General features: G+C 65.2%; 17 protein-coding genes and 1 pseudogene. 8 read left to right on the forward strand and 10 right to left on the reverse strand.

Annotation, left to right across the window (positions count from 1 at the left end):
* Nucleotides 1-198: 198 nt before the first annotated feature.
* The 4 genes and pseudogenes from BMZ69_RS02795 to BMZ69_RS02810 form a co-directional block, all read right to left on the reverse strand.
* Nucleotides 199-673, reverse strand: a pseudogene (locus tag BMZ69_RS02795) (IS5/IS1182 family transposase); the annotation flags it as partial.
* A gap of 6 nt (nucleotides 674-679) precedes the next feature.
* Entirely contained in the window at nucleotides 680-1,192 is a 513-nt protein-coding gene (locus tag BMZ69_RS02800) for a tripartite tricarboxylate transporter TctB family protein (RefSeq protein ID WP_092154666.1), read from the reverse strand.
* A gap of 100 nt (nucleotides 1,193-1,292) precedes the next feature.
* The gene (locus tag BMZ69_RS02805) at nucleotides 1,293-2,315 is read right to left on the reverse strand and encodes a Bug family tripartite tricarboxylate transporter substrate binding protein (RefSeq protein ID WP_092154668.1); all 1,023 of its coding nucleotides are present in this window, start codon (nucleotides 2,313-2,315) and stop codon (nucleotides 1,293-1,295) included.
* Between the two features lie 86 nt (nucleotides 2,316-2,401).
* Entirely contained in the window at nucleotides 2,402-3,916 is a 1,515-nt protein-coding gene (locus BMZ69_RS02810) for a tripartite tricarboxylate transporter permease (RefSeq protein WP_092154670.1), read from the reverse strand.
* Between the two features lie 266 nt (nucleotides 3,917-4,182).
* Here BMZ69_RS02810 and BMZ69_RS02815 point away from each other — a divergent pair, with 266 nt between their 5' ends.
* From BMZ69_RS02815 to BMZ69_RS02845, 7 genes are all read left to right on the forward strand, one after another.
* Nucleotides 4,183-4,869 carry a GntR family transcriptional regulator gene (locus BMZ69_RS02815; RefSeq protein ID WP_092154672.1) on the forward strand — a complete coding sequence of 229 codons (687 nt, stop codon included), beginning with the start codon at nucleotides 4,183-4,185 and terminating at the stop codon, nucleotides 4,867-4,869.
* A 62-nt stretch (nucleotides 4,870-4,931) separates the two neighbouring features.
* The gene (gene oxc, locus BMZ69_RS02820; RefSeq protein ID WP_092154674.1) at nucleotides 4,932-6,668 is read left to right on the forward strand and encodes an oxalyl-CoA decarboxylase; all 1,737 of its coding nucleotides are present in this window, start codon (nucleotides 4,932-4,934) and stop codon (nucleotides 6,666-6,668) included.
* A gap of 14 nt (nucleotides 6,669-6,682) precedes the next feature.
* Entirely contained in the window at nucleotides 6,683-7,957 is a 1,275-nt protein-coding gene (frc, locus tag BMZ69_RS02825) for a formyl-CoA transferase (protein ID WP_092154677.1), read from the forward strand.
* A 546-nt stretch (nucleotides 7,958-8,503) separates the two neighbouring features.
* Nucleotides 8,504-10,678: an acetate--CoA ligase family protein gene (locus BMZ69_RS02830; RefSeq protein ID WP_175506642.1), complete on the forward strand. Its 2,175-nt coding sequence runs from the start codon at nucleotides 8,504-8,506 to the stop codon at nucleotides 10,676-10,678.
* Nucleotides 10,679-10,974: 296 nt separating this feature from the next.
* Nucleotides 10,975-12,171 (forward strand): ADP-forming succinate--CoA ligase subunit beta, encoded by a 1,197-nt coding sequence (gene sucC / locus BMZ69_RS02835; RefSeq protein WP_092154679.1) that lies wholly within the window; start codon nucleotides 10,975-10,977, stop codon nucleotides 12,169-12,171.
* 123 nt (nucleotides 12,172-12,294) lie between these two features.
* A complete protein-coding gene (sucD, locus tag BMZ69_RS02840; RefSeq protein WP_092154681.1) occupies nucleotides 12,295-13,224 on the forward strand; it encodes a succinate--CoA ligase subunit alpha in 930 nt (309 codons plus the stop codon).
* 177 nt (nucleotides 13,225-13,401) lie between these two features.
* Entirely contained in the window at nucleotides 13,402-14,127 is a 726-nt protein-coding gene (locus BMZ69_RS02845) for a GntR family transcriptional regulator (RefSeq protein ID WP_244543183.1), read from the forward strand.
* Between the two features lie 8 nt (nucleotides 14,128-14,135).
* Here BMZ69_RS02845 and BMZ69_RS02850 read toward each other — a convergent pair whose 3' ends face one another.
* Genes BMZ69_RS02850 through gcl form a run of 5 tightly spaced genes read right to left on the reverse strand, consistent with a single transcriptional unit; the run spans nucleotide 14,136 to nucleotide 19,581 of the window.
* Nucleotides 14,136-14,966: a fumarylacetoacetate hydrolase family protein gene (locus BMZ69_RS02850; protein WP_092154685.1), complete on the reverse strand. Its 831-nt coding sequence runs from the start codon at nucleotides 14,964-14,966 to the stop codon at nucleotides 14,136-14,138.
* 16 nt (nucleotides 14,967-14,982) lie between these two features.
* Nucleotides 14,983-16,038: a 2-dehydropantoate 2-reductase gene (locus BMZ69_RS02855; RefSeq protein ID WP_092154687.1), complete on the reverse strand. Its 1,056-nt coding sequence runs from the start codon at nucleotides 16,036-16,038 to the stop codon at nucleotides 14,983-14,985.
* 20 nt (nucleotides 16,039-16,058) lie between these two features.
* A complete protein-coding gene (locus tag BMZ69_RS02860) occupies nucleotides 16,059-16,949 on the reverse strand; it encodes a 2-hydroxy-3-oxopropionate reductase (RefSeq protein WP_092154689.1) in 891 nt (296 codons plus the stop codon).
* A gap of 43 nt (nucleotides 16,950-16,992) precedes the next feature.
* Nucleotides 16,993-17,778: a hydroxypyruvate isomerase gene (hyi, locus tag BMZ69_RS02865; protein ID WP_092154691.1), complete on the reverse strand. Its 786-nt coding sequence runs from the start codon at nucleotides 17,776-17,778 to the stop codon at nucleotides 16,993-16,995.
* A 30-nt stretch (nucleotides 17,779-17,808) separates the two neighbouring features.
* Nucleotides 17,809-19,581: a glyoxylate carboligase gene (gcl, locus tag BMZ69_RS02870; RefSeq protein WP_092154693.1), complete on the reverse strand. Its 1,773-nt coding sequence runs from the start codon at nucleotides 19,579-19,581 to the stop codon at nucleotides 17,809-17,811.
* Between the two features lie 242 nt (nucleotides 19,582-19,823).
* Between gcl and bhcR the strand changes: the two genes are divergently transcribed.
* Entirely contained in the window at nucleotides 19,824-20,654 is an 831-nt protein-coding gene (bhcR, locus tag BMZ69_RS02875) for an HTH-type transcriptional regulator BhcR (protein ID WP_092154695.1), read from the forward strand.
* Here the strand turns inward: bhcR and sucD (BMZ69_RS02880) are convergent.
* Nucleotides 20,651-21,532, reverse strand: coding sequence for a succinate--CoA ligase subunit alpha (sucD, locus tag BMZ69_RS02880; RefSeq protein WP_092154697.1), 882 nt, complete (start codon nucleotides 21,530-21,532; stop codon nucleotides 20,651-20,653). The genes bhcR and sucD (BMZ69_RS02880) overlap by 4 nt on opposite strands.
* Nucleotide 21,533: the final 1 nt, after the last annotated feature.

Raw genomic sequence — 21,533 nt, forward strand, 5'->3', positions numbered from 1 at the left:
TGCGACCATTGCTCGTCATTCAACCAAAACAAGCGGCTCATGGAACTTACCTCTCCCATGACCTGCTTGAATCACAAACTGGCCGTTGAGTTTAGACCCTAGAGCATCGCGCGTCCGATCGGACGCGATAACGATGATCTATCACATTGTTATCGCATCGGATTCTTCCGAAAAGAGGATTCCACTTTTCGGTCCGATGCCATAGGCGCTGTCGGCGGCGAGCCTCACCGGCCAGAGGCCGAAGCGCTCCTGCGTCCGATCGAGCATGGTCCGGGCCGAGCCGACCTTAAGCCTGCCGGATGGCGCGGCTGGCCTCGACATCGACGATGACGGCGTGGTCGAGCTCGATCAGATAGTTGGTCGCATAGGCGAAGAAGGCATGGCCCGTCAGGGCTCCGGTCCATTGCGCCGCCGGATCGGAGCGCGAGACGAACTTCGGCTTGGCCTCGCTCGCGGCGCCCCAGGCGGCCTCGTCGAGCGTATCGAGATGCTCGCGCACCGAGCGCCGTGTCCGGGCCAGATCATCCCGGTCGATCGGCTCGGACGCGTCGGCCGAGCCTTGCTTGTTTGCGTCGGCTCGGATCAGGCCGGCATCGACCGCGAAGCCTTCGCCGCCGACGAGCCCCTCCGCGGTGCAGCGCCGGAGGGTCGCCTCGAACAGCTCGCGCGGCATGGGGTATCAGTAGCCGAGCGCGGTCTCCAGCGGCCCCTTCGGCAGCGGCACCAGGAACCAGACCTCGAACATCATGAAATTGACGATCGCAATGCCGAGCGAGACGGCCAGAGCCTTCCACACCGCGAACTTGCCGAAGAACACCATGAAGGCGCCGATATAGATCGCGGCCGAAACGTAGATGCCGATATAGTTCGTCGCCAGCACGAAGACGACGGCGGGAACGAAGATCGCCGCCATGCGCTTGAGGCCCGGCACGGTCGTCGCAACCTTCTCGCCCTCTGCCGTGTCCGGCAGCGCATGGGCCAGGTTGATCAGCGAGGCGATGCCCATCGCCATGACGATGTAGAACGGGAACAGGCCGGGCTGCGGCCCCTCGTTCGGCTTCCAGGAGATGCCGAGGCGCAGGCTGTCGGTCATCACGATCGCCGCGACGATCAGGAAGAAGATCGCGACCGCGATGTCCAGCGTGCGATGGCTGACGAGCGGGCGTTCTTCGGCTTCTTCGTTGCTGCTCATTGTCTTGCTCCTGGCTGGCTTCCGTTTCCGGCGCGCCGGCTTCATGACGGTTGGCTGATCGGAGCGCGATCGCTGGCGCCGCGCTCCGCTGCTGTCGGGCTCACTGGGTCGCGAGGAAGCCGGCCTTTTTCATCAAGTCGGAATGCAGCGCCTCCGCAGTGGTCAGCCACTTTTCGAAATCGGGGCCGGTCATGAAGGTCTGGTTGAAGGCGCCCTTCTCCATGAATTCCTTCCAGTCCGGCGTCGCCATCACCTTCTTGAGCAGATCGACATAGAAGGCGACCTGCTCGGGCTTGGCATTCTTGGTGGTGAAGATGCCGCGCAGCATCTGGTATTCGACCGGCAAACCCGATTCCTTGCAGGTCGGAATGTCGCTCCAGGCTTCCTTCTCGGTGACCTTGGCGGTGTAGGTCGAGCGCTGCGCATCGAAGATGCAGAGCGGACGCAGTTGGCCAGCACGCCATTGGCCGACGGCCTCGATCGGGTTGTTCACGGTCGAGTCGACATGGTTGCCGACGAGTTGAACCGCGACCTGGCCGCCACCGGCATAGGGCACGTAGGTGAACTTCTTGCCGCCGGTCTGCTGCTCGACCGCCGCCGTGACGATCTGGTCTTCCTGCTTCGAGCCGGTGCCGCCCATCTTGAACTGGCGGTCCTCGCCGGCCTTGACCGCCTCCACATAGTCCTTCGTCGTCTTGTAGGGCTTCTCGCTGTTCGTCCACAGGATGAACTGGTCGAGCGCCAGCATCGCGACCGGCTTCATGTCCTTCCAGTTGAAGGGCGAGCCGGTGCCGAGCGGCGTCGTGAAGACGTTCGACAGGGTGATGGTGATCTTGTGCGGATCGTTGGCGCTGGCCTTCATCTCCAGGAAGCCTTCGGCGCCGGCACCGCCCGCCTTGTTGATCACGATCAGCGGCTGCTTCATCAGGCTGTGCTTCTGGACGACGCCCTGGATGAAGCGCGCCATCTGGTCGGCACCGCCGCCGGTACCCGCCGGGATGACCAGCGTCACGGGCTTGCTCGGTTCCCATTTCTGCTGCGCCAGGGCTGGCGCGGTCAGGCAGGCGCTCGCCGCCAGCGCTATCGCAATTGTCCTTGCCTTAGACGCTCCCGTCCGGATCATCACGCTTCCTCCCTTGAGGCGGCTTTGGTGCCGCGTTGGTAAAGTCATGAAGGCGAATAGTTTGCGGAAACCGGCCCGCGCGGGCCTCAGGCTGCGCGGGCGACGGCGTCGTTGCTCGAGAGTTTGGTGCGCAGCGCCTGCAGGGCCGGCCAGAACGCCATCAGCAGGCCGAGCGTCATGATCCCGCCACAGAGCCAGTTCGACCAGAACACGCCGACATTGCCCTGCGAGACCAGCATGGCCTGGCGGAAGGAGCTCTCCGCCTGGTCGCCGAGCACCAGCGCCAGCACGAGCGGCGGCAGCGGGTAGCGCAGCTTGTTGAAGAGATAGCCGAGCACACCGAAGACCAGCATCATCCAGACGTCGAACATCGCGTTGTTCACGGTGAAGGCACCGATGGCGCAGACGAAGACGATGGCCGGCGCAATGATCGAGAAGGGCACGCGCAGGATCGCGGCGAAGAAGGGCACGCAGGTCAGCACCATGACGAGGCCGACGACGTTGCCGAGATACATCGAGGCGATCAGGCCCCAGACGAAATCCTTCTGCTCGACGAAGAGCAGCGGGCCGGGCTGCAGACCCCAGATCAGCAGGCCGCCGAGCAGCACCGCTGCGGTCGGCGAGCCGGGGATGCCGAGCGTCAGCATCGGCAGCAGCGCGCTCGTGCCGGCGGCGTGGGCGGCGGTCTCCGGCGCGACGACGCCCTCGAGCTCGCCCTTGCCAAAATTGTCGCCGCGCTTCGAGAGGCGCTTGGCGATGCCATAGCCCATGAAGGAGGCTGGCGTCGCGCCGCCGGGAGTGATGCCCATCCAGCAGCCGACGATGCAGCTGCGGAGGAAGGTCATGCTCATCGCCGGCAGTTGCTTCCAGGTGCGGATGACCGCGTCCATGCGCAGCTTCGCAGCGGCTCCGTTGAACTTCAGCCCATCCTCCATCGAGCAGAGGATCTCGCCGATGCCGAACAGGCCGATGACGGCGACGAGGAACTTGAAGCCGTTCAGCAGCTCGTCCTGGCCGAAGGTCATCCGGAGGGTGCCGGTCACGCCGTCGAGCCCGACGGAGGCGAGCGCGAAGCCCAGGCACATCGAGGCGATCGTCTTGAACGGCGAGCCCCGGCCCATGCCGATGAAGCTGGCGAAGGTGAGGAACTGCACCGCGAAGAACTCGGCTGGACCGAATTTCAAGGCGAATTTAGCGACCACCGGCGCCAGGAAGGTGATCAGGCAGACGGCGAAGATGGCGCCGACGAAGGAGGCCGTGAAGGCGCCGACCAGCGCCTCGTCGGCCTTGCCGTTTTGCGCCATCGGGTGCCCATCGAAGGTCGTCGCCACCGACCAGGGCTCGCCGGGAATGTTGAACAGGATCGAGGTGATGGCGCCGCCGAACAGCGCGCCCCAGTAGATGCTGGTCAGCAGGATGATCGCCGAGGTCGGCGGCATGGTGAAGGTCAAAGGCAGGAGAATGGCGACGCCGTTTGCACCGCCGAGCCCCGGCAGAACGCCGATGACGACGCCGAGCGTGATGCCGATGACCATGAGCAGGATGTGATAGGCGCTGAGAGCAACGGCGAATCCGCCGAACAGGGCGTTCAGTTCATCCATAGCGCTTCGTCCCCATAAAATGGCCTTGTTCAGGGACCGCGCAATGACCAACGCAGAGCTGACTGGCCTTGTTTGAGTTAGCCTAGGATGAAACTGCTTGGCATGCAATATGCCATATTTGGATGCGGCGCAGCATAATAATTGCTGGGTTTCGGCCGTTGCGCCACCATTTCTTTCATTATATGGTATGCCAGAAACCACCGGGCTGGGACGCATCCTGCGTCCGGGCGAGGCTCGGGTAAGGCAGAACGGAAATCGACGTCGCAATGATCAAGGCACAGCTTGAAATTCAGCCGATCGAGGAGGTGCAGAGCCTCAAGAGCCGCACCTATGAGGCGCTGAAGGCCGCGATCGGCGCGATGAAGATCTATGACGCCGGCGCCGAGCTGCGGCTCGACGAGCGCGCGCTCTCGCTCCAGTTCGGCGTCAGCCGGACGCCGCTGCGCGAGGCGCTGGCCCAGCTCGAGCAGGAAGGCCTGGTCAGGATCGCGCCCCGACGCGGCATCTTCATCGTGCGCAAGACCAAGGCCGAGATCCTCGAGATGATCACGGTCTGGGCCGCGCTCGAAAGCATGGCCGCCCGGCTCGCCACCGAAGTCGCCTCGGACGAGGAGATCGCCGGGCTGCACACCCTCGTCGACACCTTCGACAGCGACGCGCTCGAGGGGCATGTGGGCGAATACTCCGACGCCAATATCCGCTTTCACGCGGCGATCATCGCCCTCTCGGGCTGCAAGCTTATCGCGGAGATCACCAACGGCCTGTTCACGCATGTGCGCGGCATCCGCCAGCGCACGATCTTCGAGAAGGACCGGGCCCGGCGTTCGATCGTCGATCACAAGGAGATCATCGAGGCCCTGGAGACCCGCAACGGCGAGCGCGCCGAGCGCCTCGTGCGTGAGCACACGCTCAAGCTGCGCCAGCACGTCGAACAATTCGTCCAGCTCGACTGAGCCGGACCAAGACCAACAAAGAAGAATTATCGACAACAAACATCTATCTAGGGAGAAGCGGGATGTCCGCAGTTGTACAAAGCATCTCTTCTGCCGCGCCGGAAGCTGAGCGCGAGCTGACCGACGGCTTCAACCTCATCATCGATGCGTTGAAGCTCAACGGCCTCGACACGATCTATGGCGTACCGGGCATCCCGATCACCGATTTCGGCCGCATGGCGCAGGCGGCGGGCATTCGCGTGCTGTCGTTTCGCCACGAACAGAATGCCGGCTACGCCGCCTCGATCGCCGGCTTCCTCACCAAGAAGCCCGGCATCTGCCTCACCGTATCGGCACCCGGCTTCCTCAACGGCCTGACCGCGCTCGCGCACGCCACCACGAACTGCTTCCCGATGATCCTGATCTCCGGCTCGTCGGAGCGTGAGATCGTCGACCTGCAGCAGGGCGACTATGAGGAGATGGACCAGCTCGCCGTCGCCAAGCCGCTGTGCAAGGCGGCGTTCCGCGTCCTGCACGCGCAGGATATCGGCATCGGCCTGGCGCGCGCGATCCGGGCCGCGGTCTCCGGCCGGCCCGGCGGCGTCTATCTCGACCTGCCGGCCAAGCTGTTCGGCCAGGTGATGGGCGCCGAGGAAGGCCGCAAGTCGCTGGTCAAGGTGATCGACGCCGCGCCGGCCCAGCTGCCCGCGCCGGAGGCGGTCAAGCGCGCGCTCGACGTGCTCAAGGGCGCCAAGCGCCCGCTGATCATCCTCGGCAAGGGCGCGGCCTATGCCCAGGCCGACGACGAGATCCGCCAGTTCGTCGAAAGGAGCGGTATTCCCTTCCTGCCGATGAGCATGGCCAAGGGCCTGCTGCCGGATCTGCATCCGCAATGCGCCGGCGCGGCGCGCTCGACGGTGCTGAAGGATTCCGACGTCGTCATGCTGATCGGCGCTCGGCTCAACTGGCTGCTGTCGCACGGCAAGGGCAAGAGCTGGGGCGATCAGCCGAAGAAGTTCATCCAGATCGACATCGAGCCGAAGGAGATGGACTCCAATGTCGAGATCGTCGCGCCCGTGGTCGGCGATATCGGCTCCTGCGTCTCCGCGCTGCTCGCGGGCATGGGCGGCGCCTGGCCGGTGCCGCCGGCCGACTGGACCGCGGCCGTCGCCAGGAAGCGCGACGAGAACGTCGCCAAGATGGCGCCGCGCCTGATGAACAACAACGTGCCAATGGACTATCACGGTGCGCTCGGTGTGCTGCGTACGATCATCGCGGAGCGGCCTGACGCCATCCTGATCAATGAAGGCGCCAACACGCTCGACCTCGCGCGCGGCGTCATCGACATGCATCAGCCGCGCAAGCGTCTCGATGTCGGCACCTGGGGCGTGATGGGCATCGGCATGGGCTATGCCATCGCCGCCGCCGTCGAGACCGGCAAGCCCGTGCTCGCCGTCGAGGGCGATTCGGCCTTCGGCTTCTCCGGCATGGAGGTCGAGACGATCTGCCGGTACAACCTGCCGATCTGCGTCGTCATCTTCAACAATAACGGCATCTATCGCGGCACCGACGTCAACACGGCCGGCGACGATCCGGCCACGACCGTCTTCGTCAAGGATGCCCGCTACGACCGCATGATGGAGGCGTTCGGCGGCGTCGGCGTCAACGCGGTCTCGCCCGACGAACTGAAGCGCGCCGTCAACGCCGCGATGGACAGCGGCAAGCCCACCCTGATCAACGCGGTGATCGACCCGACCGCCGGCAGCGAAAGCGGCCGCATCGGCAATCTCAATCCGCAAAGCGCACTCAAGAAGAAGTAAGGGAGGACTCAACAATGAAAGCGCTCGAAGGCGTCAAGATTCTCGACTTCACCCATGTCCAGTCAGGCCCGACCTGCACGCAGCTTCTCGCCTGGTTCGGCGCCGACGTGATCAAGGTCGAGCGTCCCGGCAGCGGCGACATCACGCGCGGCCAGCTCTGCGACGTGCCGGATGCGGACAGCCTCTATTTTACGATGCTGAACCACAACAAGCGTTCGATCACGCTCGACACCAAGAACCCCAAGGGCATGGAAGTGCTCTGGGAGATGGTGAAGGTCTGCGACGTCCTCGTCGAGAACTTCGCCCCCGGCGTGCTCGACCGCATGGGCCTGACCTGGGAGAAGATCCACGCCACCAATCCCCGGCTGATCGTCGCCTCGGTCAAGGGCTTCGGCCCCGGTCCCTATGAGGACTGCAAGGTCTACGAGAACGTCGCGCAATGCGCCGGCGGCGCCGCCTCGACCACCGGCTTCCGCGACGGCGTGCCGCTCGTCACCGGCGCCCAGATCGGCGACTCGGGCACCGGGCTGCATCTGGCGCTCGGCATCGTCACGGCGCTCTATCACCGCACCCATTCCGGCCTCGGCCAGAAGGTCGATTGCGCGATGCAGGACGGCGTGCTCAATCTCTGCCGCGTCAAGCTGCGCGACCAGCAGCGCCTCGAGCACGGCCCGCTGAAGGAATACAGCCAGTTCGGCGAGGGCGTGCCCTTCGGCGACGCCGTGCCGCGCGCCGGCAATGATTCCGGCGGCGGCCAGCCCGGCCGCATTCTCAAGTGCAAGGGCTGGGAGACCGACCCCAACGCCTATATCTACTTCATCACCCAGGCGCCTGTCTGGGAGAAGATCTGCGACGTCATCGGCGAGCCGGGCTGGAAGACCGATCCGAACTACGCCAAGCCGCCGGCCCGCCTGCCTCGGCTGAACGAGATCTTCGGGCGGATCGAGCAGTGGACCATGACCAAGACCAAGTTCGAGGCCATGGACCTCCTCAACGAATACGACATCCCCTGCGGGCCGATCCTGTCGATGAAGGAGATCGCCGAGGAGAAGTCGCTGCGCGACACCGGCACCGTGGTCGAGGTCGACCATCCCAAGCGCGGCAAGTACCTCTCGGTCGGCAATCCGATCAAGCTCTCCAACAGCCCGACCGTGGTGAAGCGCTCGCCGCTGCTCGGCGAGCACACCGACGAGGTGCTGCGCGACGTTCTGAAATTCGACGAGGCACGGATCGCCGCGATCACCGAGTCCGGCGCCACCGGCGCGCTGACCCGCGAGGCGGCGGAATAGCTCCCTCCGAGCCCTCGATGGCGACTATGGGCGGCGCTTTGGCAACGAGGTGCCGCCTCTTTTTCATGCGCGCATGGTTTCGCACCGAGAGCGAACGGTGCGGTGACCGCGCGGGAATTGACGCCTCCATCAGGGCGGCCCCCGAGGGCGCGTGGCAGAGCCTGGTGCAGCGGTCGGAATTGTTCGAGCCGAAACCGGTTCGAACCAGCTTCTGGAACAGATTGGCCTCCTCGTTCGAGCCTTGGCCGAGCCGACGCCTGCTTGCTGCGCCGTCATCCCGGCACTCGCGGCGAACCGGGAGGGGTTATTCGACAGATTTCGAGGCGCTAGCACTGGCATTCATAATGCCAATTGATGACACATGGCGGAATCGTTTCGCATTGTCGGGCCCAATCCGTCGCTTCTCGTCACTAATCCCCTCTTGACAGTCGCGCTAATTGGCATGCCAAATACCAAACAAGAACCTCGGCCGGGCGGAACGCACCGAAGCACACGGGCAGCCCGCCGAAGGATCAGCAAATAAGATTCCACGGGAGGAAGCGCATCATGAACCACGCAGCCCTCAAGATGAATCCGCGCGAAACAGACATCGACCAGGCAACGGTTCGCAAGGTCCTGGATGGCGTCAAGGCCGATGGCCGCACCAGTCTGACGGCTCCCGAAGCCAAGCTGGTCTGCGACGCCTACAACATCCCGCTGCCCAAGGAAGGCCTAGCCAAATCGGCCGATGAGGCCGCCAGGCTCGCCGGCGGCATGGGCTATCCCGTCGTCATGAAGATCGTGTCCGCCGACATCCTGCACAAGACCGATGCCGGCGGCGTGATCGTCGGCGTCAAGAGCGATGACGAGGCGCGCCGAGCCCATGACACCATCCTGGCCAATGCCAGGAAGTACAAGGCCGACGCCAAGATCGAGGGCATCCAGGTCCAACAGATGCTGCCCACGGGCGCGACCGAGACGCTGATCGGCGCGATCACTGACCCCTCCTTCGGCAAGCTCGTCGCCTTCGGTCTCGGCGGCGTGCTCGTCGAGGTGCTGAAGGACCTGACCTTCCGCCTGGCGCCGGTCAACGAGGCGCAGGCGCTCGACATGATCGGCTCGATCAAGGCCAAGGAGATGCTCGACGGCGTGCGCGGCGGCGAAGCCGTCGACCGCGGCGCGCTCGCCTCGATCCTCGTCCAGGTCTCGGCGCTGCTCGACGATTTCCCGGAGATCGAGGAGCTCGACCTCAACCCCGTCTTCGCGACGAAATCCGGCGCGACGGCGGTCGACGCCCGCATCGTCTGCAATTTCGAGGCGCGCAAGGAGCGCTTCCGCCCGGATCAGGATGAGATCGTCAGGGCGATGAACCGCATTTTCCACCCGAAGGCGGTGGCGGTGATCGGCGCTTCGAACGAGGCCGGCAAGATCGGCAATTCGGTGATGAAGAACCTGATCAATGGCGGCTACAAGGGCACGATCGTGCCCGTGCACCCGAAGGCCGACACGATCGAGGGCATCAAGGCCTACAAGTCGATCCTCGACTATGACGGCGAGGTCGATGTCGCGGTCTTCGCCGTGCCGGCCAAGCTTTGCAACGGCGCCATGGACGAGGTCGGCCGCAAGGGCGTGCCCGGCACGGTGATGATCCCCTCGGGCTTTGCCGAGTCAGGCGAGCCCGAGCTGCAGGAAGAGCTGCTGGCGACCGCCCGCAAGTACAATGTCCGGATCATGGGGCCGAACATCTACGGCTTCTACTATACGCCGGAGAACCTCTGCGCGACCTTCTGCACGGCCTTCGACGTCAAGGGCAAGGCGGCCCTGTCCTCGCAGTCCGGCGGCGTCGGCATGTCGATAATCGGCTTCGCCCGCTCGACCAAGATGGGCGTCTCCTCGATCGTCGGCCTGGGCAACAAGTCTGATCTCGACGAGGACGACCTGCTGACCTTCTTCGAGCAGGATCCGAACACCTCGGTGATCGCGATGCATTGCGAGGACCTGAAGGACGGCCGTGCCTTCTCCGAGGTCGCCGAGCGCGTCTCGAAGAAGAAGCCGGTGATCGTGCTCAAGGCCGGGCGCACGGCTTATGGCGCCAAGGCCGCCGCCTCGCATACCGGCGCGCTCGCCGGCAACGACAAGATCTATGACGACGTCCTCAAGGCGTCGGGCGTCATCCGCGCGCCCTCGCTGCGCGGCATGCTCGAATATGCCCGCGGCGTGCAGGTCCTGCCGGCGCCGAAGGGCGAGAACGTCCTGATCATCACCGGCGCCGGCGGTTCCGGCGTGCTGCTCTCGGACGCCTGCTTCGACAACGGCCTGACGCTGATGAAGATGCCAGACGATCTCGACGCGGCCTTCCGCAAGTTCATCCCGCCCTTCGGCGCCGCCGGCAACCCGGTCGACATCACCGGCGGCGAGCCGCCGCTGACTTACCAGAACACGGTCCGGCTCGGCCTCAATGACGAGCGCATCCATGCGCTCATCCTCGGCTACTGGCATACGATCGTGACGCCGCCGCTGGTCTTCGCCGACAAGATGATCGAGGTCGTCACCGAGGCCCGCGCCAAGGGCATCGACAAGCCGATCGTCGCCTCGCTGGTCGGCGATGTCGAGGTCGAGAAGGCCTGCGAGAAGCTCTACGACCACGGCATCGTGGCCTATCCGTACACCACGGAGACGCCGGTCGAGGTGCTGGGCGCCAAGTACAAATGGGCGCGCGCCGCCGGCCTGATCAAGGGCTGAGCCGCCAGGTTCCCGATTCCCGCGACTCCCGGAGTCCGTCCAGCGTCGCAGGCTGCACGCAACGCGTGATCGCCGCTCCCATCCGGCAGGAGGGAGCGGCCTAGAGCATGTTCCGCAAAAGTGGATACCACTTTTGCGATGAGAACAGGCTCAACATTATAGTTTTGCGCGAATTCTTTTCGTTCGACCGATGGTCGAACGGAAAGCGCGCAGACAAATCGTTCAAGGCTTCTGTTCCGAATGGCCGGCGCCTCGGAAGGGCCGGTCGCTCTCCCCGAACTTCGAGAGAGATCGCAATGAACATCCATGAATATCAGGCGAAGGGGTTGCTGAGGGAATTCGGGGTGCCCGTCCCGGACGGCCTCCCCGTGCTGACGGCTGAGGATGCCGAGGCCGCCGCAAAGCAGCTGCGGGGTCCGGTCTGGGTCGTCAAATCGCAGATCCATGCCGGCGGCCGCGGCAAAGGCACCTTCAAGGAGGCCGAGGCCGGCGAAAAGGGCGGGGTTCGCCTGGCGAAGTCGGTCGACGAGGCCAAGGCTTTCGTCCAGCAGATGCTCGGCCACACCCTGGTCACCGTCCAGACCGGCCCGGCCGGCAAACAGGTCAATCGGCTCTATATCGAGGACGGCTCGCTGATCGACCGCGAATTCTATCTCTCGATGCTGGTCGACCGCGAGACCTCGCGGATCTCCTTCGTGGTTTCGACCGAAGGCGGCATGGATATCGAGGCCGTCGCGCACGATACGCCCGAGAAGATCAAGACCTTTTCGGTCGATCCGGCCACCGGGATCATGCCGCTGCATGGCCGCACCGTCGCCGAGGCGCTGAACCTCTCCGGCGACCTCGCCAAGCAGGCCGAGGACCTGACCACCAAGCTCTATGCCGCCTTCATCGCCAAGGACATGGCGATGCTCGAGATCAACCCCCTGATCGTCACCAAGGACGGCAAGCTGCGTTGCCTCGACGCCAAGATCTCCTTCGACGACAACGCGCTTTACCGGCATCCGGACGTCTACAAGCTGCGCGACGAGACCGAGGAAGACGCCAAGGAGATCGAGGCGTCCAAGTACGACCTCGCCTATATCGCGCTCGACGGCACGATCGGCTGCATGGTCAACGGCGCCGGCCTCGCCATGGCGACGCTCGACATCATCCAGCTCTACGGCGAGAGCCCCGCCAACTTCCTCGATGTCGGCGGTGGCGCCTCCGAAGAGAAGGTCACGGCCGCCTTCAAGATCATCACCGCCGATCCCAATGTGAAGGGCATCCTGGTCAACATCTTCGGCGGCATCATGAAATGCGACGTCATCGCCCGCGGCGTGATCGCGGCGGTGAAGACCGTCGGGCTGGAAGTGCCGCTGGTGGTTCGCCTCGAAGGGACGAACGTCGAGGAGGGCAAGGCGATCATCCGCTCCTCCGGTCTCAACGTCATTCCCGCCGACGACCTCGACGACGCCGCCCAGAAGATCGTCACCGCCGTGCGCAAGAATTAGGGACGGGAAGAAAGCGCGGGAGCCGAGTTCCCGCACGGGCAATGCTCCAAACAACTAAAAACGATCATGCTTTTTGCGTTGAGACGAGCCCGCGCCAACGCGACGTGATCTAGGGGAAGAAACATGTCCATCCTGATCGACAAGGCCACCAAGGTCATCTGCCAGGGTTTCACCGGCAAGAACGGCACCTTCCACTCCGAGCAGGCGATCGCCTATGGCACGCGCATGGTCGGCGGCGTCGCCCCCGGCAAGGGCGGCCAGAACCATCTGAATCTGCCCGTGTTCAACACCGTCGCCGAGGCGCGCGCGAAGACCGGCGCCACCGCCTCCGTCGTCTACGTTCCGCCGCCGGGCGCGGCCGACGCGATCTGCGAGGCGATCGACGCAGAGATGCCGCTGATCGTCTGCATCACCGAGGGCATCCCGGTGATGGACATGATCAAGGTCAAGCGCATGCTCTCCGGCTCGAAGTCGCGGTTGATCGGGCCGAACTGCCCGGGCATCGTCACCGCCGGCGAGAGCAAGATCGGCATCATGCCAGCCAACATCTTCAAGCGCGGCTCGGTCGGCATCGTCTCGCGCTCCGGCACGCTGACCTATGAGGCGGTGTTCCAGACCAGTTGCGAGGGGCTGGGCCAGACCACGGCCGTCGGCATCGGCGGCGACCCCGTCAAGGGCACCGAGTTCATCGACATGCTGGAAATGTTCCTGGCCGACCCCGCGACCGAGTCGATCGTGATGATCGGCGAGATCGGCGGCTCGGCCGAGGAAGACGCGGCCCAGTTCATCAGGGATGAGGCCAGGCGCGGACGAGCCAAGCCGATGGTCGGCTTCATCGCCGGCCGGACGGCGCCTCCCGGCCGCCGCATGGGCCATGCGGGGGCGATCATTTCCGGCGGCAAGGGCGGTGCCGAGGACAAGATCGCGGCGATGGAAGCAGCCGGCATCCGGGTCTCGCCATCACCGGCGCGGCTTGGAAAGACGCTGGTCGAGCTGCTCAGCGGCGAGGTCGCCGTCAAGAAGCGCTGCGCCGAGATCGAATGGTCATTCTGATCCCGGCTGCCAGGTCCCAGCCGACGATCAGTCGATCCGACCTTCCCCTGTGGCGCCCGTAACCATCCGGACACAGGGCCTCCATTCCGGCTGCCGCTACGGCAATCAACTTTGCCCGCCGCGTAGACGCGGCGTGCCCCCGGCGCTATGCCCTGCAGCAATGCAGGAGTAGCGATCGTGAAAGCCCCCAGCGCCACCACCACACCCGCCGCCGTGACGCAGGGCCTCGAGCTCAAACGCTTCGCGCCCGAGGTGACCTTCAAGACCAAGGTCTATGCTGCGCTGAAGCAGGCGATCATCACCATGGACATCTACGGCACACCGGAGCCGACCTGGATCGACGAGCGCCAGCTCTCGGAGCAGCTCGGCGTCAGCCGTACGCCGGTGCGCGAGGCCGTCGCGATGCTCGAGCAGGAAGGGCTGGTGAAGTCGCTGCCACGCCGTGGCATCATGGTTCTGAAGAAGACCAAGAGCGAGATCGTCGAGATGATCCAGGCCTGGGCGGCGCTGGAGAGCATGGCCGCGCGCCTCGCCGTGGAGCGTGCCAGCGATGCCGAGATCGGCAGGCTTCGCCTCTTGTTCAAGGCTTTCGACGAGGCACACAAGCCGTCCGACCATGTCGGCGAATACTCGTCGGCCAATCTTCTCTTCCATCAGACCCTGATCGGGCTGAGCAAATCGCAATTGCTCGTCGAGATGACCGACAATCTGCTGCTGCATGTACGTGGCATCCGCCAGATGACGATCGGGCGCGAGGACCGCGCCAGCCGCTCCATCGTCGACCACCTGCAGATCATCGAGGCGCTCGAGCAGCGCGACGTCGCCCTTGCGGAGCGCCTCTCGCGCGAGCATACGCTGGGCCTCGCAGCTTTCGTCGACCAGCACGCCGACATCTTCGACTGAGATACCAATCAGTTGCCCTGCACGAAGGCGTTGGCCAGCGTGCCGATGCCCTCGATCGTCACCTCGACCGTGTTGAGCGACTCCTTCATGGTGCCGACGCCAAGCGAAGTGCCGCAGCAGATCAGGTCTCCCGGCAGCAGCGTCATGTCATGGGAGAGTCGGCTGACCAGCTCGTGCGGCTGGAAGATCATGTCGGCAACGGGATAGTTCTGGCGCTCCTGGCCGTTCAGCAGCGTGCGAACCGTCAGGTCGCGCGGGTCGAGGCCGGTCGCGATCACCGGGCCGAACGGCCCGAAGCCGTCGAAGCTCTTGGCGCGTACCCATTGCGCGAAGCTTGGATCGGCGGCGATCAGATCCAGCGCCGTGATGTCGTTGACGCAGGTATAGCCGAAGATGAATTCGCCGGCCTCCTGCGGGGTGACCTTGCTGCAGCGGCGGCCGATGACGATGCCGAGCTCGCCCTCATAGACCACCTTGCCCGCATAGGATGCCGGCCGCGCGATCGTCGCGTCCGGCCCCGCCGCGCAGGACGGCGCCTTCATCAGGTAAAGCGGCTCCGCCGGCACCGGGCTCGACAGCTTGGCGGCGAGCGCATGGAAATTGTTCCAGAGGGCGATGATCTTGGACGGGGTGGTCGGCGCCAGCAGCGTGACCTCGCCAAGCGGCACTCTTTCGCCCGTCGGCCGCGCCCCTGCGAACATATCGCCGCTGTGAATAGCGATCGCTCCACCGACAAGTGTGCCGAAGCGTTCGCGACCCGCAAAGACGAAGCGCACCCAACGCGCGCTCGCCTGGACACTTTCCGCCCGCGTTATCCGCTCGATGGTCGTGTTCAACATGGCACCGTCTCTCTCGTCACGAGGCCGCCAACTGGAGCGGTCGCTCCTGTGCCGGTTCGGTAGCCCCCTCCCCGGCGAGCGCCTCGGGCGGGAAGGTCGGATAGAGTCCCCTCACGCTCGCCATCTGCTGGACGAGCCCGAGCACCGCGTCGATGTAAGGCGTCGGTGTCTCGACGAGACGTCCCATCTCCTGCACGGCGCCGAGCAGGGCGTCGATCTCCAGCGGCCGGGCCTTATCCAGATCCTGCAGCATCGAGGTGCGATGGGCGCCGACGCCGGCCGCACCGTTGATCCGGCGCTCGACATCGACGCGGAAATGGACCCCGAGCTTTTCGCCGATCTGCTGCGCCTCCAGCATCATGTTGCGGGCGAGCGCCCGGGTGCCGGGATCGGTAGCGACGACATCGAGCGTCGCATGGGTCAATGCCGAGATCGGGTTGAAGCAGAGATTGCCCCAGAGCTTGAGCCAGATGTCGTCGCGGATATCGCTGAAGAGCCTCGGCTTCATGCCGCCGGCGGCGATCGCATCGGCGAAGCGCGTCAGCCGCTCGCTCTCCCGGCGGTTGGGCTCGCCGAGGCCGAACTGGTCGCCATAGATGTGCTTGATCACGCCGGGCTCGGTGATCTCGGTCGCCGGGTAGACCGTGCAGCCGATGACGCGCTCGGGGCCGATCGCGTTCCACTGCCGGTCGCCGGGGTCGACGCTACGCAGCCGCAGATCGGCATGGGGACCGTCGAGGCCATGGAAATACCACCAGGGCACGCCGTTCTGGGCGGTCACGACGGCGGTCCCAGGTCCGATGAGCGGCTTCAGCTCCTCCGCCGCCTCCCAGGCCTGGTGCGCCTTGAGCGCGATGATCACATAGTCCTGGTGGCCGAGATCGCGCGGATCGCGACTCGCCGGCATCTGCTCGGTGATCGTTTCGGTCTTGGTGACGAGGGTCAGGCCCCTGGCTTTGATCGCCTCTAGATGGGCGCCGCGCGCCACGAGCGAGACGTCGAGGCCGCCGCGCTTCAGCATCACACCCATATAGCCGCCGATCGCGCCGGCGCCGTAGATGCAGATCTTCATGGGCCTCCCCTTTCTTGCTTCTATGAGCTCGCGACCTGGTGGTTCGCCATGATCTCCAACGCCCGCACCATGGCCGAATGGTCCCAGTCCTTGCCGCCATGGGCGACGCAGGCATTGAACAGCTCCTGGGCCGTCGCGGTGTTGGGCAGCGAGACGCCGAGAGCGCGCGCGCTTTGCAGCGCGAGGTTCAGGTCCTTCCGGTGCAGGCCGATGCGGAAACCCGGGTTGAAGGTGCGCTTGACCATGCGCTCGCCATGGATCTCGAGGATCTTCGAGGAAGCGAAGCCGCCCATCAGCGCCTGGCGGACCTTGGCGGGATCGGCGCCGGCCTTGGAAGCGAAGAGCAGGGCCTCGCCGACCGCCTCGATGGTCAGGGCCACGATGATCTGGTTGGCGACCTTGGTGGTCTGGCCGTCGCCATTGCCGCCGACCAGGGTGATGTTCTTGCCCATCAATTCGAATAGCGGCTTGACCTTGTCGAACGCGCCTTGCGGCCCGCCGACCATGATCGTGAGCGTCGCCGCCTTGGCGCCGACCTCGCCGCCCGAAACCGGTGCGTCGAGATAGGACGAGCCGTTCGCCTCGACCCGCTTCGCGAACTCCTTCGTCGCCATCGGCGAGATCGAGCTCATCTCGACGACGATGCTGCCCTCGTTCAGGCCGAGCGCCACGCCGTTCGTGCCGAACAGCACCTCCTCGACCTGCGGCGTGTCCGGCAGCATCAGGATGACGATCTCGCTCGCCGCCGCGACCGCCTTCGGCGTCGGGTGGACCGTGATCGCCTTCGCCTGCAGCTCTGCATCGGGTGCCTTGTGATGGCTCGATATGTGCAGCGTATGCCCGCCCGTGATCAGGTGTTCCGCCATGGGGCGGCCCATGATGCCGAGGCCGATGAAACCGATATTTGCCATGAGTGCCGTATCCTCCGTTCGACGGGATCGTCGACCGTCTCCGTCACGCAGCCTTCGGGTGTCCCGGCAGCCAGGTCAGGCCGTCGCGGGTGCTGCGGGCAGGCTTGTATTCGCAGCCGACCCAGCCGGCGTAGCCGATGGCGTCGAGGTGCCGGTACACGAAGGGGAAGTTGATCTCGCCGGTGCCGGGCTCGTTGCGGCCGGGATTGTCGGCGATCTGGATATGGGCGATCCGGTCGAGATTGGCCTCGATCGTGCGGGCGAGATCCCCCTCCATGACCTGCATGTGATAGACGTCGTACTGCAGGAAGACATTGCTTGAATCGACGTCGTCGAGCAGGCTCAGCGCCTGCGCCGTGCTGTTCAGGAAGAAGCCCGGCATGTCGCGCGTGTTGATCGGCTCGACCAGCAGCGCGATGCCCTCCTGCGACAGCTCATGCGCGGCAAAGCGCAGATTGTTGACCAGCGTCTCGTGCAGCCTGGCCCGCTCGACGCCCTCAGGCGCGATGCCCACGAGGCAGTTGACCTGCCTGCAGCCCAGCTTGAGGGCATAGTCGATCGCGTCGAACACGCCGTGCTGGAACTCGGTGATCCGGTCGGGCAGGATCGCAATGCCGCGCTCCCCTGCGGCCCAGTCGCCGGCGGGTAGGTTGTGCAGCACCTGGGTCAGCTTCCAGCGCTTCAGCTGGCGAGCCAGCTCGTATTTGTCGTAGCCATAGGGGAACAGGTACTCGACACCGCTAAAGCCGGCTTCCGCCGCCGCCTGGAAGCGCTCCAGGAAGGGCAGCTCGTTGAACAGCATCGTCAGGTTGGCGGCAAAGCGAGGCATGGGTCTCTCCCTGGCGTAGACTGATCGGGCTTATTGGGCGGGCTGCAGTGCGGGCTCGGGCAGAGGCAGGTCGAGCACCTCCTCGAACTCCACGACATTGTCGATCTCGGTGCCCATGGCGATGTTGGTGACCCGTTCGAGGATGAACTCCATCACAACCGGTACCTGATGCTCCTTGAGCCAGGCCCTGGCCTGGGCGAAGGCGGCCTTGAACTCTTTCGAGCTCTTCACCCGGATCGCCTTGCAGCCGAGCCCCTCGGCGACCGCGACATGATCGACGCCATAGCCGTCGAGATCGGGCGCGTTGATGTTCTCGAAGGCGAGCCCGACCTGGAAATCCATGTCGAAGCCGCGCTGCGCCTGGCGGATCAGGCCGAGATAGGAGTTGTTCACGACGATGTGGATGTAGGGCAGCTTGAACTGCGCCCCGACCGCCAGCTCCTCGATCAGGAACTGGAAGTCGTAATCGCCCGACAGCGCCACGATCTCGCGCTCCGGATCGGCCGCGCGGACGCCGAGTGCCGCCGGCAACGTCCAGCCCAGCGGGCCGGCCTGGCCGCAATTGATCCAGTGGCGGGGATTGTGGACGCGCAGGAACTGCGCTCCGGCGATCTGCGACAGGCCGATGGTCGAGACGTAGCAGACGTCGCGGCCGAAGGCCTCGTTCATCTCCTCATAGACCCGCTGCGGCTTCAGCGGCACAGTGTCGAAATGGCTCTTGCGCAGCATGGTGGCGCGCCGGTCGCGGCAGTCCTGCGCCCAGCCGTTGCGGTTCTTCAGCAGCCCCTTCCCTTCCCGCTCGCGCGCCACCTCGACGAAGAGCTCCAGCGCCACCTTCGCATCGGAGACGATGCCGAAATCCGGATTGAAGACCCGGCCGATCTGGGTCGGCTCGATGTCGACATGGACGAATTTTCGGCCCTTGGTGTAGGTCTCGATCGAGCCGGTATGGCGATTGGCCCAGCGGTTGCCGATGCCCAGGACGAAATCCGAGGCGAGCATCGTCGCGTTGCCGTAGCGATGGCTGGTCTGCAAACCGACCATGCCAGCCATCAGCGGATGGTCGTCGGGAATCGCGCCCCAGCCCATCAGGGTCGGCACGACCGGCACACCGGTCAATTCGGCGAACTCGACCAGGAGCTCGCAAGCATCGGCGTTGATGATGCCGCCGCCGGCGACGATCAGCGGCCGCTCGGCGCCGTCCAGCATCGCCATCGCCTTTTCAATCTGCCGGCGCGAGGCGGCCGGCTTGTAGACCGGCAGCGGCTCATACGTCTCGTCGTCGAACTCGATCTCGGCCATCTGGACGTCGACCGGCAGGTCGATCAGCACCGGGCCCGGACGGCCCGAGCGCATGATGTGGAAAGCCTGCTGGAAGACGCGCGGCACCAGCGCCGGCTCGCGCACGGTCACCGCCCATTTGGTCACCGGCTTGGCGATGGCCTCGATGTCGACGGCCTGGAAATCCTCCTTGTAGAGCCGGGCGCGCGGCGCCTGGCCGGTGATGCACAGGATCGGGGTCGAGTCGGCGATCGCCGAATAGAGGCCGGTGATCATGTCGGTGCCGGCCGGGCCGGAGGTGCCGATGCAGACGCCGATATTGCCTGCCTTGGCGCGGGTATAGCCCTCCGCCATATGCGAGGCGCCCTCGACATGGCGCGCCAGGATGTGATGGATCGACTCGCGCCTCTTCAGCGCGGCATAGAACGGGTTGATCGCCGCACCCGGCACTCCGAAGGCCTGGGTCACGCCCTCACGCTCCAGAACCCTGACCGCCGCCTCGACAGCTCGCATTTTCGGCATGCCCGTTCTCCCGCAAGAAAACCATGATTGGCATACCAGATGCCATCTAATGACCTTGGTCAATTTATTTCAGAAATATTTTTCACGGCGCGATTGAAAATAATTTTTCATTTTAAATCAAATAATTACCTTTATCCAATCTGGCATTTCTTGGATCATGCGAAAATTATTTTCGCTGCGAATTGCCCACAGCGCACCATCCGTGTTCTGCTACGCTCCGAACGATCGTCACGGAGGGTGCCATGAGCCTGGTCGAGCACCGCAAAGGGCGTGGGCGGCCGCGCTCGCTGAAGCCGGCGATCGCCGGCGGAGCCGTGCAGGCGCTCGATCGCGGGCTGGCCTTGCTTGAAATCCTGGCCGAAGAGGACGGCTTGACGCTGAGCGAACTCGGCCGGCGCTCTGGCGTCTCGGCTTCCACGGCACATCGCATTTTGCTGACGCTTGAGAGCCGCGCTTACGTCCAGCACGATATGGAGCGCGGCATCTGGCTCGTCGGTGTCGGCGCCTTCAAGACCGGCTCGGCTTTCCTGCGCAACCGCCGCGTCGCGAGCATGGGGCGCGCCACCATGCATGCACTGATGGAAGCCAGCGGCGAGACGGTCAATCTCGGCATCGAGGACAATGGCGAGGTGGTGTTCATCTCGCAGGTCGAGAGCCACGATACGCTGCGCGCCTTCTTCCGGGCCGGCAGCCGCGGCGCGATGCATGCCTCCGGCGTGGGCAAGGCGTTGCTGGCCGAGCTCCCCGAGCATCGCGTGCGCCAGATCTGCGCCTTGCGGCGCCTTGAGCGCTTCACGGATCATACGATCACCGATCTCGGCCGCTTCCTCCGCGAGCTGGCGGAGGGCCGCCGGCGCGGCTGGGCGCTCGACGACGAGGAACGCTCGCTGGGCATGCGCTGCGTCGCCGCCCCGATCTTCAACGAGCATGCCGAGGCGATCGCTGGCGTCTCCATCTCCGGCCCGTCGGTCCGCGTGACCCAGCGCAAGCTCGACGAATACGGGCCGATGGTGCGGCGCGCCGCCGACGAGATCACCCTCTCGATCGGCGGAAGGCTGCCGCAACGCGACTAACTCCCCTCGGCGAGCGCCTGCCGGACGGTCTCGCCGACCAGATGGGCACTCGGCGCGATCCGCACGCCGGCAGCCTCCAGCGCCCTGATCTTGCCGGCAGCATCGCCCTTTCCGCTCAAAGCGAGCGCACCGGCATGGCCCATGCGGCGATCGAGCGGCGCCTCCAGGCCGACGATCAGCGCGATGACGGGCTTCGACATGCGGACGCCGGCCAGATACTCGGCCGCCTCCTCCTCCTCCGTGCCGCCGATCTCGCCGATCAACACCACACATTCGGTATCGGCATCCTCCAGCAGGAGTTCGAGGCATTCGCGCATACCGATGCCATGGATCGGATCGCCGCCGACGCCGATCGTCGTAGACTGGCCGAGCCCTGCCGCGGTGACCTGCGCCACGACCTCACTCGTCAACGAGGCGGACCGGGAGATGATGCCGACGCCGCCCGGGCGCTCGCTACCGGTGGCCATCACGCCGAGCTTGCCGACGCCCGGCACCAGGATTCCCTGCGAATTGGCGCCGACCAATGTGGTGCGCCCACCCTTCAGCGCCGAGCGCACCCGCACCATGTCTAGGGTCGGAATGCGCTCGGTGACGGTGACGACCAGCGGCATCTCGGCCTCGATCGCCTCGATCATGGCGGCAGCGGCGTTGGCCGGCGGCACGAAGACGATGCTGGCATTGGCCCCGGTCTCGCGCCGCGCGTCCGCCACGCGCTCATAGACCGGAAGGTTCAGATGCGAGCGGCCGCCCTTGCCCGGCGTCACGCCGCCGACGACCTGGGTGCCATATTCCATCATCCGCGCCACATGGTACGTGCCGGCCCAGCCGGTCATGCCCTGGCAGAGCACGCGGGTCTCGCGGTTCAGAAAGACGGCCATG

Source organism: Allobosea sp. CRIB-10 (assembly GCF_900112185.1).
Classification (GTDB): Bacteria; Pseudomonadota; Alphaproteobacteria; order Rhizobiales; family Beijerinckiaceae; genus Allobosea.

Bases quoted from the DNA above. Each gene is read 5' to 3' on its own strand.
- BMZ69_RS02800 (WP_092154666.1), bottom strand. From the start codon at position 1,192: ATGAGCAGCAACGAAGAAGCCGAAGAACGCCCGCTCGTCAGCCATCGC.
- BMZ69_RS02805 (WP_092154668.1), bottom strand. From the start codon at position 2,315: ATGATCCGGACGGGAGCGTCTAAGGCAAGGACAATTGCGATAGCGCTG.
- BMZ69_RS02810 (WP_092154670.1), bottom strand. From the start codon at position 3,916: ATGGATGAACTGAACGCCCTGTTCGGCGGATTCGCCGTTGCTCTCAGC.
- BMZ69_RS02815 (WP_092154672.1), top strand. From the start codon at position 4,183: ATGATCAAGGCACAGCTTGAAATTCAGCCGATCGAGGAGGTGCAGAGC.
- oxc (WP_092154674.1), top strand. From the start codon at position 4,932: ATGTCCGCAGTTGTACAAAGCATCTCTTCTGCCGCGCCGGAAGCTGAG.
- frc (WP_092154677.1), top strand. From the start codon at position 6,683: ATGAAAGCGCTCGAAGGCGTCAAGATTCTCGACTTCACCCATGTCCAG.
- BMZ69_RS02830 (WP_175506642.1), top strand. From the start codon at position 8,504: ATGAACCACGCAGCCCTCAAGATGAATCCGCGCGAAACAGACATCGAC.
- sucC (WP_092154679.1), top strand. From the start codon at position 10,975: ATGAACATCCATGAATATCAGGCGAAGGGGTTGCTGAGGGAATTCGGG.
- sucD (WP_092154681.1), top strand. From the start codon at position 12,295: ATGTCCATCCTGATCGACAAGGCCACCAAGGTCATCTGCCAGGGTTTC.
- BMZ69_RS02850 (WP_092154685.1), bottom strand. From the start codon at position 14,966: ATGTTGAACACGACCATCGAGCGGATAACGCGGGCGGAAAGTGTCCAG.
- BMZ69_RS02855 (WP_092154687.1), bottom strand. From the start codon at position 16,038: ATGAAGATCTGCATCTACGGCGCCGGCGCGATCGGCGGCTATATGGGT.
- BMZ69_RS02860 (WP_092154689.1), bottom strand. From the start codon at position 16,949: ATGGCAAATATCGGTTTCATCGGCCTCGGCATCATGGGCCGCCCCATG.
- hyi (WP_092154691.1), bottom strand. From the start codon at position 17,778: ATGCCTCGCTTTGCCGCCAACCTGACGATGCTGTTCAACGAGCTGCCC.
- gcl (WP_092154693.1), bottom strand. From the start codon at position 19,581: ATGCCGAAAATGCGAGCTGTCGAGGCGGCGGTCAGGGTTCTGGAGCGT.
- bhcR (WP_092154695.1), top strand. From the start codon at position 19,824: ATGAGCCTGGTCGAGCACCGCAAAGGGCGTGGGCGGCCGCGCTCGCTG.
- sucD (WP_092154697.1), bottom strand. From the start codon at position 21,532: ATGGCCGTCTTTCTGAACCGCGAGACCCGCGTGCTCTGCCAGGGCATG.